Consider the following 13,209-nt stretch of genomic DNA (forward strand, 5'->3'; position numbering starts at 1 on the left):
GAACGATCAAAGGAGATCGACATGAGCGAGACCTTCGTCCTGGTGACCGGAGCCTGTCACGGCGGATGGGCCTGGCGCCCGGTCGCGGCCGAGCTGAGAGCCGCCGGGCACCAGGTGCACACCCCCACCCTGGCCGGGCTGGGCGCCGACGACGACCCGCGCGGCGTGACCCTCACCGACTGCGTGAACAGCCTCGTGGACTACGTCGAACGCGCCGGACTGACCGACATCACCCTGGTCGGCCACAGCTGGGGCGGATACGTCCTGACCGGCGCGGCGCCGAAGCTCGCTTCCCGGATACGGCGCCTGGTCTTCTGGAACGCGTTCGTCCCGAACGACGGCGAGTCCCTGATCGACGCGTGCCCGCCGCACTACGGCGAGATGTTCCACGCTGTTGCGGCGGCCTCCGGCAACGACACCGTGACGTTTCCCTTCGAGGTCTTTCAGCAGGCGTTCATGCAGGACGCCAGTGAGGAGACCCAGCGCCTGATCCACTCCCTGCTCGTCCCGCAGCCCCTGGGCACCTTCACCGAGAAGCCGGACACGACGGCGTTCGCCGCACTCGACATCCCCACCGCCTACGTCCTGTGCACGGAGGACCTTGCCCTTCCCGGCGAGTGGGCCTGGGCCGACCGCTTCCTGCCACGGCTCAAGAACCCGCTGGTCATCGAGACCCCGGGCAGCCACGAGGCCCTCTTCACCCGCCCCGCCGAACTGGCCGACGCGTTCGTCCGGGCCTGCGCGGTGTAGACACCGATGGCGGAGCGGCTGGAGCGACGGTCGGGTCGGCGAGCACATCAGCATGTCCGCTGAACAGGGCCCCGCGCAGCGTGGCCTCCGGGCCGAGCAGACCGAAGGACACTGTGGGCAGGGCGCCGGGGGTGACGGCCCGTCGGCCGGCCAAACGGGCTTCTGTGCCAGGCGCCAAGTAGCGTTCCCAGCGCGGGAGGTAGCCGCCGATGCCCACCTGGCTCTTCCCTGGCAGCTCTCCGGAGGAATGCAGCAGCGCGTCGCCATCGCACGCGCCGTCGAGTTCGAGCCGAAGGTACTGCTCATGGACGAGCCCTTCGCGGCGGTCGACGCGCAGACGCGCGCCGAGTCGGAGGACCTCATCCAGCGGCTGTGCCCGACATCGCCAGTGACGAGGCCCTGCTCGACGTCCTGTTCGACCGGGCCCGGCCCGAGGGCTTGTTCTCCTTCCAACCGCCTAGTTCGATGGACGAGGTCGAGGCCGGCCAGCCGTGCGTCCTGCAGAAGAGCACCGGCCCGGTGTTCCCCTTCGGCCACGGCCCTGCCCCTCGTGGCGCGCTGAGCGCGCCCGCATCGCACGATACGACTGCCGCACGGAACGGATCTCCCCACCGCCCAACACCACAACGGAGCCGCTCATGCACCGCCTCGCAGTCCTCAGCTCGGGGGTCACGGCCTTGTGCGCCCTACTCCTTCCCTCAGTCGTCGCACCGCCCGCCGCGGCGAGCGAGACATCGTACGGGGAATCACCCCGCGCCGGCTGCGGTCTGCCAGCGGGCCGCACGACGCTCACCGTCAGCTCGGGTGGGCTGGAGCGCACCGTGGTGGTCCACGTGCCCCGGAGACTCAGAGGGCTCGGACAAGTGCCGATGGTCCTGAATCTGCACGGCAGTCAGAGCACTGCGGAAGAGCAGCTCGATCGCAGCCAGATGGAGGAGACCGCAGACCGCGAGGGCTTCCTGCTCGTCGCACCGCAGGGCAGTCTGGTCGCCAGCCCTGGGTACCGGTGGAACGTCCCGTACGTCACCGGCGTCGGCGGACCCGATGACGAGCAGTTCCTCAGCGACACCATCGACACTCTGGTGTCCACCGGATGTACCGATCCGAGAAAGGTCTACGCGACCGGATACTCCGGCGGCGCACGCATGGCGTCGCAGTACGCGTGCGACCACCCCGGCCGCCTGGCCGCGATCGCGACGGTGGCGGGTCTGCGGGCGGGGGCGCCCGTCGAGGACGCCGATGGTGGCTTCGTACCGGATCCCGCGACGTGCGCGCCCGGCCGAGCGGTCCCGGTGCTCTCGTTCGCCGGCACCGCCGACCCGGTGAACCCCTACGCCGGGGGAGGTGCCGCGTACTGGGGCTATGGAGAGGTGACGGCCCTGCAGCGGTGGGCGACCCTGAACGGCTGTCGGCAGGGGCCGTGGAGAACCCAGGTCACCGAGCACGTCAGCCGGGTGACGTACTCCGCCTGCAGCCGAGGCGCGGACGTCATGATGTACGTCGTCGACGGCGGTGGGCACACCTGGCCGGGCTCGACAGGCGTCTGGCCGCCGTACCTGGGCACCGTCACCCACGAGATCAGCGCCAACGAGCTCATGTGGCGGTTCTTCCTCCGCCATGGCGGGCGCGGCCGGTGACCGCCGGGGTGCCGGCGTTCGTTCCTGAACGGCGTCGGCAGCCCGGCGTAACGCCTGCTCACCGGTAACCCGGCCCCTTCAGCCCCACAGCATCGGCGCCCTCTGACGAACCGTCGACACCGGTCAGCACCGGACCCACCGGGTCGGGCCTGCCTCGCACCACCATGACCGGGCGTGGCCGTGAGCGACCAGATGCACCGCCACCGATCCCCCAGCACTCCGGCGGAAGGCTCCTGCCTCTCGCTGCCGATTCTCCCCACGTGCTCCCCAGCGCCGCCCATACTCCCCAGATTCTCTCCAGGGATGGCCTCCCCCGGGAGACCAGTGAGGCCTTGGAAGGTCGGCTTGCCCGAGGAACTGGCAAGGGCACGGTGGGTTACCGACACGGACTGGGGGCGTCAGAGCGCCAGCAGGTTTTTCGTCTCATAGTGGTACACGTCGCACATCGTTGCTGACCAGCAGGAACATCTGTTGTGACCTGCGTCGGAGAAGAGGTGGCCCGCGAATGGTCCGGATCTTGGTCGCCAGGGATTCCAACGCTGCCCCAACTCGCCGCGCGGCGAGCGAGTTGGTCGGGTCGGCGGCTTTCGGCAGAGCGACATCGGGCGTGAACTCGGTATCAAGGGCGAACCGTACGGCACTGCACGGGCGTCTGCTGAGAGGCCGTTGCCCTTGCCCTGGTGCCGCTTACCGGGCAGTTCCGAAGTCCTGGGTCCAGTAGCTGTCGGGCTGTGCCAGTCCGACGCCGATTTCCTTGAACGCACAGTTGAGGATGTTCGCCTTGTGGCCGGGGCTGGACATCCAGCCCGCCATGACCTGCTCGGGTGTGGCGTAACCGTAGGCAACGTTCTCGCCGTAGGTGCTCCAGCTGTAGCCGGCACGCGTGATCCGGTCGCCGGGGGAAGACCCGTCGGACCCGGTGTGCGACATGTTCCGGTGAGCTGCCATGTCCTTGCTGTGCGCCTGCGCCGCCTTGGTCAGCACCGCGTTCAGCGTAACGGGTGAGCAGCCGGCCTTGCTGCGCTCGGCGTTGACGAGTTGCACGATGCGAGCGGTGGCCCCGGACGCCGGGGGAGTGGCCTTCGGGGTGCTGGGGGACGTGGGGGGCGCGGTGGTCTTCGGAGTGCTCGAGGGTGTGGTGGTCCTGGGCTTGGGCGCGGTGGTCTTCGGAGTGCGCGAGGGTGCGGTGGTCCTGGGCTTGGGCGCGGTGGTCTTCGGAGTGCGCGCAGAGGCGGTCGGAGTCTTCGATGCTGCCGATCTGGGCTCGCTGTGCTCAGCGCCGTTCCGGCCGCGGCCCCGGTCGCCGTGCCCGGCACGATCCCGGTCGGCGTCGTTCCACCGATTTTGGGCCGTGTTCTTCTCGGCGCTGTGGAGCTGATGTCCTGCGCTGTCCCGCCAGTCGGTACAGGCCAGTGCAACGGACGGCACGCCCACGGTGCCCATGGCGACGGCAGCAATGACTATTCGCCGGTAATGCTCTTTTTTGCGATGCTTACCCATACGTGACCTCACTCGGTAATCGCCGAGCCCCCCAGTGCGGCAGGCTCTGCGCGGACTCGGCTCCTGAGCTGCGGAGATGCCCGGCGGATCGTCATTCTTAGGACGGCTGGGCGTAGAGAGCAAAGGCTCTTTTTACTACGTTGCTTCGTAGGCCTGGAAGGCCCTTGAAATAGGCCTGGGGGCGTGCTGATCCGGCTTCTGGAGACTCTGAGTATTTCTGGCATTCCGTCAGAAATGCTCGGTCTTCAAGCAGGGGGCGGGTGATGCCGAGCGGGCGGCATGCGTCAGGCCTGGCGTGATACACGCCTACGCCAAGCCAGACAAAATCTCATATGTCGCCAGAGCGACGTCTACTATCGAGGACGCTTAGTTCGCGTAGCTGGTGTGACGGATGCCACTCCATCCACCCGGCATGTGTCCGGCGCGGTACGAGGAGGACGCCCCGCACATCGTGCTCGTGATGTACGACTTCGGGATGCTGGCGACGACAAGCAGCGCAGCTGAACGAAGAGGGCAGTAGTGGTCCGGGGCGGGGCACATGGTCGCCGGGGTAGATCCAGCTGTTGGGAGCGCCAAGGTGGCGCGTAGATGTCACTGTCTGTGATGCGCCGCAGGGTCGGCGGGCTCTGCCGGGAGCGCCGAACAGGAAGCCAGGCGGGCTCGTTGCGGGAGACGCAGGGCGTGGGCTGTCATTCGTTTCTCCCCGGGTTCTCCCCCAGCATTCGCCGACGCCCAAAAGAGCTGGTCAGTGGCTCGTCAGGGGGAGGGCGAGGAGATCACCCGCATCACTTCTCCCCAGGGACTCCCCAGGGCCCGTCGCGGTCCTGTATTCGGGAGATGCAAGAGCAAACGGTGCGCGCTACTTGAGTACGTGTTGGCCGACCCTAGAGCCAGTCCCGCCGCTTGAAGATCACGTACAAACTCGCGCAAACCACCCCCATCAAGCCGATCGCGAAGGGATATCCGAAGCCCCATCCCAGCTCTGGCATGTCCTCAAAGTTCATCCCATAAATAGTTCCTACGAGTGTCGGAGCAAAGAGAATGGCAGCCCACGACGAGATCTTCTTGATCTCCTCGTTCTGCTCGAAGCCCGCCTCCGCCAACGCCCGCATCTCCGCGTTCTGTTGCTGTGTGACCAGCGTCGCGTTCACCGTGAGGATCTCGGTGAGGGCCTGGCGGAAGCCGTCGACGCGTTCGCTGGTGTGGGTGACGTGGTCGGCGACATCGCGCAAATACCGTTGCAGTTCCTCGTCTGTGCCGTACTTCGCGAAGCCCGCCATCAGGCCGTGCAGCATGCCGACCAGGGGGCGGGTGGCGCGCTGGAACTCGACCATTTCGCGGGAGAGTTCGTAGATACGGCGGGAGACCCAGGGATCCCCGCTGAAGACCTCGGTCTCGATCTCGTCGATGTCGTTCTGGACGCCGGAGACGACCGGCGCGTAGCCGTCGACCACCGCGTCCAGGATCGCGTACAGGACTGCTTCCGGGCCGAGCTTCAGCAGCTCCGGTGATTCCTCCATGCGGTGACGGACGGCTGACAGATCCGGCGCCGCGCCGTGCCGGACCGTGATCAGGAAGTCGGGGCCGACGAACACATGCAGCTCGCCGAAGTCGACCTCCTCGGGTGCGTCGAGATAGCGGGCGGCGCGCAGGACGACGAAGAGGGTCTCGCCGTAGCGTTCCAGCTTGGGGCGCTGATGGGCCTCCATCGCGTCCTCGACGGCGAGCGGGTGCAGGTCGAACTCCTCGGCCAGCGAAAGGATTTCGGCCTCCGTCGGGCGGGCCAGCCCTATCCACGCCATACCGTCCTGCTGCTTGCGCAGCTCACGGAAGGTCTCGGCGAGCGATTCGGGGGTGGAGACGCGTACGCCGTCGCGGTAGAGCGCCGCCTGGACGATGCTGCGCGGTTCCGCCTCAGCCGTGGGCGAAGGAGCCGGGCGGGGTGTCGGCGGCTCCGAGGACGGTGGTCCCGACGGGGTCACGGCGCGTCGCCACACCGACTTGCGGTTGCTCTTCGCGGCGGGTACGGGGCGGGCTCGGCGCTCCGGCATCGCGGTTGCCTCCCGTGTCGAGTCGAATGGCTGTCTCGCTTGTCCCTGCTTATCCCTCAGCCTCGCTCATCCTCGAGTCTGGCCCACCCCCGAGTCTGACTGATTGCAGGGAATCCGCTGGGGCCGCCCCGGCATGCGGACAGACCGTGTCCGCCTGCCCCGCTAACGTGCGAAGCATGACGAAGACCTCGACCGCCCCCGTGCTCAGTGCCCGCGCCCTGAACCGGGCGACCCTTGACCGGCAGCTGCTCCTGCGCCGGGCCGCCCTGTCCGCGACGGAGGCCGTCGAGCACCTCGTCGGCCTCCAGGCGCAGAACGTCAAGCCTCCGTACTACGCGCTCGCCGCCCGCCTCGAGGGCTTCGACCCCGAGGAGCTCTCGGCGGCGATGGGCGCCCGTGAGGTCGTACGCATCGTGACCATGCGCTCGACCATCCATATGCACACCGCCGAGGACTGCCTCATACTGCGGCCGCTGGTGCAGGCCGCGCGCGAGCGGGAGCTGTACGGCTTCCGCAAAGGGCTCGGCGGAGTCGACCTGGACCGGCTCGCCGCGATCAGCCGGAAGCTCGTCGAGGCCGAGCCGCGCACCATGAAGCAGTTGCGTGAGGCGCTGCTCGCCGAGTGGCCCGACGCCGACCCGCTCGCCCTGTCCATCGCGGCCCGCTGCCGACTGCCCCTCGTCCAGGTCACCCCGCGCGGCATGTGGGGCAGAAGCGGCCAGGTCACGCTCACCACCGCCGAGCACTGGCTGGGCCGTCCCGCCGCGCCCGTCCCCGCGCCCGACGACACCGTGCTGCGCTATCTCGCCGCCTTCGGCCCCGCCTCCGTCAAGGACATGCAGACCTGGGCGGGTCTGACCCGGCTGCGCGAGGCCTTCGAACGCCTGCGCCCGCAGTTGATCACCTTCCGCGACGAGAACGGCGTCGAACTCTTCGACCTCCCGGACGCGCCCCGCCCGGACGCGGGCACCCCGGCCCCACCTCGCCTCCTGCCCGAGTTCGACAACCTGCTCCTCTCGCACGCCGACCGCTCCCGAGTGGTCCCCGCCTCGTACAAGGGGCGCAGCTGGCAGGGCAATCAGGCGTACTGCACGCTGCTCGTCGACGGCTTCCTCAGGGGCGTATGGCGGCTGGAGGAGTCACGCGACCGTGCCGTGCTCACCATCGAGCCGTTCGACCCCCTCACCGAGGGCGAGCGTGACCAGGTAGTCGAGGAAGGGCAGCGGATGCTGTCGGTCCTGAGCACGGCTGCCTCGTACGACATCCGCTTCGGCACCGTCGTACGCGCCTGAAGCGGCGGTCCTACGCACCGGGGCACAGGGACGCACCGGGGCACAGGGAGAACCTCAGTCCGCCCGGCCCGTCGCCGCCACCGTCACGCCCAGCCCGATCATCGCGAAGCCGCCCGCGCCGCCGATCATTGACAAGCGGCGGTCCGAGCGCGCGAACCATGTGCGGGCCGCGGCCGCGGTCAGGCCCCACAAGGTGTCCGTGACCAGGCCTATGGATATCGGTATCAGGCCCAATAGGAGCATCTGCAAAGGCAGTTGACCGGCCGAGTGGTCCACGAACTGGGGGAGTACGGCGGCGAAGAAGACGATGCCCTTGGGGTTCGTGACGCCGACGACGACGCCGTCCATGACCGTCCGCAGATCGCCGCGCGCCGGACCCGCCGATCCGGACGGTCCCGCCGATTCTGCCGAACTCGCCGATCCTGCCGAACCCGTCGGCTCCGCTCCGATCGCCGAGGCCTTCAAGTCCTTGCGGTGGCGGAACGCCTGGACGCCGAGGAACACCAGATACGCGGCGCCCGCCAGCTTCACCGTCAGGAACACGGTGACCGAGCGCTCGACGAGCGAGCCGACGCCGACGGCCACCGCCACGACGAGGAGATACGAACCGATGACGTTCCCGACCACCGTGGCCATCGCCGTGCGCCTGCCGTGGGCCAGCGCGCGGCCGATCACGAAGAGCACGCTGGGGCCCGGAATCACGATCACCAGCAGAGACATGGCCGCGAAGGCCAGGAATCGATCCATGGACACCATGCCCATCACCCCCATCGAGCCCCATTGAAACAGGCGGCACCGACAACGCGCCCAGGCATGTGGACAGGCACATGGATCAGGCACGTGGATAGGGGGCGTTGCGACCCGCTCGTGGCGGCCCGCAACGCCCCCCGGCGTTACCTGAGTTGGTTGCTCAGGAGTCTGTTGGTCAGGAGTTGATCTGCGTCGTCACCAGCGACGAGAAGGTCGTCAGCCGGGTGTAGACGCCGGGGACGCCCGCGTCGGCGCAGCCGTCGCCCCACGACGTGATGCCGGCGAGCCTGCCGCCGATCACGAACGGGCCGCCGCTGTCGCCCTGGCAGGTGTCGACGCCGCCCTGCGTGTAGCCCGCGCACACCATGTCGCTGGCGACGAAGCGCGAGCCGTACGTGGAGGAGCACGAGGAGTTCGAGACGGTCGGGACCGTCGCGGTGCGCAGCTGGTTGGAGGAGGAGCCGCCCGAGCGGGTGGTGCCCCAGCCGAGGATGCGGGCGGTGGCGCCGGCCGCGTAGACGCCGGTGTCGGAGGAGGAGACGTAGCCGATGGGGGAGTACGGCATCGACGTCGACAGGGTGAGCACGGCGACGTCGTCGCCCCGGGTGACGGAGCTGTAGTCGGGGTGGATCCATATTCTGCTGACTCTGGCCACGGTGCCGTTCGTGCCGTTGCGGTAGGTGCGGCCGCCGACCACTCTGACGCCGCTCGTGGTCTCGCCGACCATGCAGTGGGCGGCGGTGACGACCTTGGTCGCCGACACGAGTGTGCCGCCGCAGAACTGGTTCTGGGAGGAGTCGGTGATCTGCATGACGTACGGGTACGCGGAGGCCGTGGTCGTCGTGCCGCCGACGATGGGGTTGGGAGCGGCGCTTGCGGTGGTCGCACCGAGCAGGCTGGTCGTCGCGGCGGCGGCGACCGCCGCGGTGACGGCGAGGGCCTTCTTGGCAAAGGTGAGCCCGAACATGGATCTCCTCAGGAGTGCCGGTGGGGGGTTGCACTGTGGGGGGTGGCTGCGTCGGCCTGCGGGCGTGGGTCCCACGCTAGAAGTGGGCTCGCCGTTTCCCAATTAGGGAACGCCCTGCGGGAGTTGGCGAGGGAAAACCCTCTACCACCCTTCGCGCCACCGCAGTCGCCAGACCCGTACGACCCCTCGGTCACGCCGTGCTCGACCCGTGCTCGACCCGCGCGCGCAAGACCCGTACGCCCCCTCGGTCACCCTCCGCGCGACTCCCGATTCACCCCGTCCGCTGCTGCCCTGCCGCCAACCGCACGATGTCGACCCGCGACCGGATCCCGAGCTTCCGGTAGACCCTCGTGAGCGTCGCCTCGACCGTCTTCACGCTGATGAACAGCCGTGCCGCGATCTCCCGGTTGGTGGCCCCTTCGAGTACGAGCGCGGCGACCTGACGCTCCGTCGAGGCAAGCCGGTCGAGCTCCACAGGAGCGGACGGGCCGCCGACCGGCGACACGGGGCCGACAACGGAGACCGCGGAGCCCGAGGAACTCGCAGAACTCACCGTGCCCCCAAACCCCACAGACCCCCTGGAGCCCACAACAGCCGCCTCAACCTGCCGCAGCCAAGGCACAGCCCGACACCGCCGCAACAGCCGTACCGCTTCGTCGTACGCGCCCGACCCCGGCCCCAGCCCAGTCCTGGACCCCGTCCCCGACCGCAACCGCCCCAACTCCAGTGCCACGCGCGCCTCTTCGAGCCCGTACCCCAGCTTCGCCAGTCGCTCCTGCGCCGACGTCAACTGCCGTACGGCCGCCTCGTGTTCACCATGCGCGGCCTTCAGCAGGGCCTCCGCCCGGTCCAGTACGGCGAGGACGCTCGCTCTCCCGAGTCGCTGAGCGTGCTCGCGCGTGGCGTCGATGACGTCCTGCGCCTCCGCGAGCTCGCCGATCCGGATCAGTGCCTCGGCGAGGTCACCGTGCCAACGGCCGCGCGCTGGATCGAAGATGCCGAGCCCCTGCTCCAACTCTCGTGCCTTACGCAGGGATTGAACCGTCCCCACGGCGTCTCCGGCCACGAGCTGGGCGTGTCCGAGCGCGCCCAGCGCACGCGAGAGGTAGATCAGGTCGCCGTCCTCCTCGGCGCGGCTGACCGCGTCGCCGGCCAGGGCGAGGGCCCGGTCCGCGTCACCGCCCGCGGCCTCGGCGAGCGAGGTGAACATATTGCCCGCCGCCTCGCCGATCCCCGTGTCCCGCCCGAGCGCAAGGCTCTCGTGGGCGAGGTCGAGGGCCCGGCCGCAGTGCCCGGCGCGCAGTTCGGTGTCGGCGAGCCCGCGCAGGAAGTGCACCTCGGCCTCGACCATGCCGCGCCGACGGACCTCGCTGAGGAGCCCGGTGATCGTCGTACGCGCCTCGGTGAGCTGGTCGCTCATGATCTGCCAGCGGAACCGGGTGGCGCCCGCGCCGTTGTGATCGCAGGTCACCCTCGGGTCCTGCGGCTCGGTGAGCGCCCGTTCCAGGGTCGCCGGGGCGTCGGGGTGCCCCATCAGGGTCTCCATCTGGGCCTGGAACGACAGGGCCATCAGTTCGGTGCGCCGGTCGGCGGCCGTGGCGGCGAGCCGCGCGGCATGCGCGGCCTCCTCGCGGCCCTTGGTCATCTCGCCCTCAACCAGCAAGGCCCGCCAGGCGAGTTGGTAGCGGACCAGCGCGAGTAGCCGTGGGTCCTCGCCCGCGTCGGCGAGGGCCTGTGGGAAGACGGACTCGACCTCGGCCATCGCCTGGCCGGCCGCGTCGATCACGACCATCCAGGCGCGTACCCGGATCGCCGCGTCGGTCGCCCGGTCCAGTACGTCGCGGGCCACCTCCCGTGCGAGGTCGATGTCGCCGGAGATCAGCGCGTCCTCGGCAGATGTCAACCGGTGTTCGTCCGCGCCCGGTTGGGCGGTAGGCGGGGTGTGCCGGGCGGCGAGCAGGCCGAGTTGGGCCGCGACCGAGGGGGCGCCGCGGTCCCGGGCCAGGGTCGCGGCCTCGGCGAGCCGCGCGGCGACCGTCTCGTCCGTACCGGTCGTGGCCAGAGCCAGATGGCGGGCCCGCTCGATCGGGTCGGAGGCCGCCGTGGACAGCGCGGCATGAGCGTCCCGCCGCTCCTGATGTGTCGCCTGCGCGTAGAGCGCGGCCGAGACGAGCGGATGCGCGAACCGTACGGTCCCCTCCTGCTGGCCGTCCGGCCCGTTGGTCGCCACCAGCCCGAGCGAGGCCGCGAGCGCCGTCTCGGACTCCGCGTCCGTGCGGCCCGCGGCATGCAGCAGCGCGAGCGTGGGGCGTGCCCCGGCGCTCGCGACGAGCAACGTGCGCCGGGCCTCGGCGGAGAGCAGGTCGAGGCGGCTGAGGACGAGGGCGCGCAGCGAGGTCGGCACCGGCAGGGGCTCGCCGGGGCGCGGTGGTGTCGGGCTCTCGGCCAGGGCGCGGCCGAGTTCGAGCGCGAACAGCGGGTTGCCGCCGCTCGTGTGGTGGATGTCCCGGACGGTCGAGCGGCGCAGGCCGGTGTAACCGCGGGCGGCGAGGAGTTCGGACACCTGGGAGCGGGCGAGCGGGGCCAGGCGCAGGGCGAGCGACTCCGGAGGATACGCGCGTAGATACGGAACGTGTTCTTGCTCCTTCGGTTCGGTGCGCGTACGCACCGCGCCGAGCATCCGCACCGGCATCCCACCGAGGCGACGGGCCGCGAAACCGAGCAGCTCGGCACTGGGCGCGTCCAGCCACTGGAGGTCGTCGGCGACGAGGAGAACGGGACCCCTGGCCGCCAGGGCGCGCAGCACCGAAAGGACCGCGAGGCGCAGCGCCAGGCCGTCCCGGTGCAGGGATGATTCGGCGCGGCCGGTGAGTGCGGCTTCGAGCGCGGCACGCTGCGGCAGGGGCAACGCGTCCGCCACCTCGTCGGCGACGAGGCCGAGCAGATCGACGAGGGCCAGGAAGGGGAGGTGGGATTCCGACTCGGTGGCCGAGCAACGCAACACGGTCCGGGCCGAGTTGGCGTATTCCGTGTCCAGCGCGCGCAGCATGGTCGACTTTCCGATTCCGGGCGGCCCGTGCAGGAGGACGCTGCCCCCTCCGGAGAGCTGGTCACGCGCCCGCCCCAGCAGCTCGTCCCGGCCGATGACCTGGTCGGAACGGGGTCTGACAGGCTCCTCGACATCCCGTCGCACGCGCACCGCCCCTCTCATGTCGTGTCCGTTTCAATATTAAGCAAAGACCCCCTGAATTTCGGAGGGGTGCACCGTGAGGGAAATAACAAGGTTCAGGGTTTTGGTATACGGGATTTCAAGACGCCCGAGTATGAATGGCATCCCACTCCAGGGCGGCAGCCACGCCCTCCTCAGGGCAGCAGTCCCGCCCGCCGAGCCGCCACCACCGCCTCCAGCCGCGTATGCGCCCCCAACTTCCGCATCGCCGAACGCAGATACGCCTTCACCGTCTCGGTCCGCAGCCCCAGCCGCTCCGCGGTGACCGCGTTGGTCGCACCGCCGGCCACACAGACCAGGACGTCCAGCTCACGAGGAGTGAGCCGCACCCCACCGACTGCCGGGCCCGGAGCCGGAGCCGCCGCCAAGGTGTCGCAGACCGCGAGGAGTTCGGCCCGCAGCTCCGGGTCCGCGACCCGCGGGGCCAGCGCCCGCAACGCCCCGTGCGCCTCACGGACCTGCTCCCACGCCGCGCCCGCCTCGGGTTCCCGCGCCGCCGCCAGCAGACTCTGCGCCTCGTCCCGTACGACCAGCGACTGCTCCACGTCCCGCGCCGCCTCCACCGCCGCGCTCAACGTCCGGTCGCCCAGCGGCTGAGCCGTACGCAGCGCGCCGTACAACACCCCGCGCACCCGGCGGCGTACGACAACAGGCACCGCGAGCACGGACCGCAGCCCCTCCGCCGCGACCGCGGCGTCGTACTCATGGCTGATCTGCCGTGAGGAGGAGTAGTCGGTGACGGCACAGGGCCGGGCCAGGGCCACGGTCTTGCCGCCGAGCCCGTTGCCCGACGTCACCGCGAGCGCCCTGAGGGCCAGCGTCCTCGTACCGTTCAGCTCGCTGATCCGTATCTGCCCGCGATCCGGCTCGACCAGCCCGCCGAAGGTGACCGGCAGCCCCGTCGTGCGCCGCAGCCGCAGCAGGGCGCCCCGCATCTCCACCGCTCCGTTCAGATCTGCTGTCATCTGCCCGTCCCTTCCGCTGCGGCGCACCCCCCGTTCGGGGGTAGTGAGATCCATGTCACGCACTACAC

9 protein-coding genes and 1 pseudogene are annotated in these 13,209 nt (G+C 69.8%); 4 read left to right on the forward strand and 6 right to left on the reverse strand.

All coding sequences use genetic code 11. The features are described 5' to 3' along the window. Window positions 1–21: 21 nt before the first annotated feature. The 3 genes and pseudogenes from ACYVO6_RS17380 (at window position 22) to ACYVO6_RS17390 (ending at window position 2,387) form a co-directional block, all read left to right on the forward strand. On the forward strand, window positions 22–750 hold the full coding sequence (locus ACYVO6_RS17380) for an alpha/beta fold hydrolase (RefSeq protein WP_461062217.1): 729 nt from the start codon (window positions 22–24) through the stop codon (window positions 748–750). A 205-nt stretch (window positions 751–955) separates the two neighbouring features. Beyond that, window positions 956–1,123, forward strand: a pseudogene (locus ACYVO6_RS17385) (ATP-binding cassette domain-containing protein); the annotation flags it as partial. 265 nt (window positions 1,124–1,388) lie between these two features. Next, window positions 1,389–2,387, forward strand: a complete 999-nt coding sequence (locus ACYVO6_RS17390) for an extracellular catalytic domain type 1 short-chain-length polyhydroxyalkanoate depolymerase (RefSeq protein ID WP_461062219.1) — start codon at window positions 1,389–1,391, stop codon at window positions 2,385–2,387. Between the two features lie 687 nt (window positions 2,388–3,074). Here the strand turns inward: ACYVO6_RS17390 and ACYVO6_RS17395 are convergent. After that, entirely contained in the window at window positions 3,075–3,887 is an 813-nt protein-coding gene (locus ACYVO6_RS17395; protein WP_461062221.1) for a CAP domain-containing protein, read from the reverse strand. A gap of 884 nt (window positions 3,888–4,771) precedes the next feature. Continuing rightward, entirely contained in the window at window positions 4,772–5,938 is a 1,167-nt protein-coding gene (locus ACYVO6_RS17400) for a magnesium and cobalt transport protein CorA (RefSeq protein ID WP_461062223.1), read from the reverse strand. A 176-nt stretch (window positions 5,939–6,114) separates the two neighbouring features. Here ACYVO6_RS17400 and ACYVO6_RS17405 point away from each other — a divergent pair, with 176 nt between their 5' ends. After that, window positions 6,115–7,230, forward strand: coding sequence for a winged helix DNA-binding domain-containing protein (locus ACYVO6_RS17405; RefSeq protein WP_461062225.1), 1,116 nt, complete (start codon window positions 6,115–6,117; stop codon window positions 7,228–7,230). Window positions 7,231–7,284: 54 nt separating this feature from the next. Here ACYVO6_RS17405 and ACYVO6_RS17410 read toward each other — a convergent pair whose 3' ends face one another. The 4 genes from ACYVO6_RS17410 to ACYVO6_RS17425 all read right to left on the reverse strand — a co-directional run bounded on the left by ACYVO6_RS17410 (window position 7,285) and on the right by ACYVO6_RS17425 (window position 13,141). Then, window positions 7,285–7,986 carry a LysE family translocator gene (locus ACYVO6_RS17410; RefSeq protein WP_461062227.1) on the reverse strand — a complete coding sequence of 234 codons (702 nt, stop codon included), beginning with the start codon at window positions 7,984–7,986 and terminating at the stop codon, window positions 7,285–7,287. Window positions 7,987–8,155: 169 nt separating this feature from the next. Next, entirely contained in the window at window positions 8,156–8,947 is a 792-nt protein-coding gene (locus ACYVO6_RS17415; protein WP_461062229.1) for a S1 family peptidase, read from the reverse strand. Window positions 8,948–9,218: 271 nt separating this feature from the next. Then, complete coding sequence (locus ACYVO6_RS17420; RefSeq protein WP_461062231.1) at window positions 9,219–12,140, reverse strand: helix-turn-helix transcriptional regulator; 2,922 nt, start codon at window positions 12,138–12,140, stop codon at window positions 9,219–9,221. Window positions 12,141–12,310: 170 nt separating this feature from the next. Then, window positions 12,311–13,141, reverse strand: a complete 831-nt coding sequence (locus ACYVO6_RS17425) for a response regulator transcription factor (protein WP_461062233.1) — start codon at window positions 13,139–13,141, stop codon at window positions 12,311–12,313. Window positions 13,142–13,209: the final 68 nt, after the last annotated feature.

The organism is Streptomyces pseudoechinosporeus, from assembly GCF_054783935.1.

Bases quoted from the DNA above. Each gene is read 5' to 3' on its own strand.
- ACYVO6_RS17415 (WP_461062229.1), bottom strand. From the start codon at position 8,947: ATGTTCGGGCTCACCTTTGCCAAGAAGGCCCTCGCCGTCACCGCGGCG.
- ACYVO6_RS17405 (WP_461062225.1), top strand. From the start codon at position 6,115: ATGACGAAGACCTCGACCGCCCCCGTGCTCAGTGCCCGCGCCCTGAAC.
- ACYVO6_RS17425 (WP_461062233.1), bottom strand. From the start codon at position 13,141: ATGACAGCAGATCTGAACGGAGCGGTGGAGATGCGGGGCGCCCTGCTG.
- ACYVO6_RS17380 (WP_461062217.1), top strand. From the start codon at position 22: ATGAGCGAGACCTTCGTCCTGGTGACCGGAGCCTGTCACGGCGGATGG.
- ACYVO6_RS17390 (WP_461062219.1), top strand. From the start codon at position 1,389: ATGCACCGCCTCGCAGTCCTCAGCTCGGGGGTCACGGCCTTGTGCGCC.
- ACYVO6_RS17410 (WP_461062227.1), bottom strand. From the start codon at position 7,986: ATGGTGTCCATGGATCGATTCCTGGCCTTCGCGGCCATGTCTCTGCTG.
- ACYVO6_RS17395 (WP_461062221.1), bottom strand. From the start codon at position 3,887: ATGGGTAAGCATCGCAAAAAAGAGCATTACCGGCGAATAGTCATTGCT.
- ACYVO6_RS17400 (WP_461062223.1), bottom strand. From the start codon at position 5,938: ATGCCGGAGCGCCGAGCCCGCCCCGTACCCGCCGCGAAGAGCAACCGC.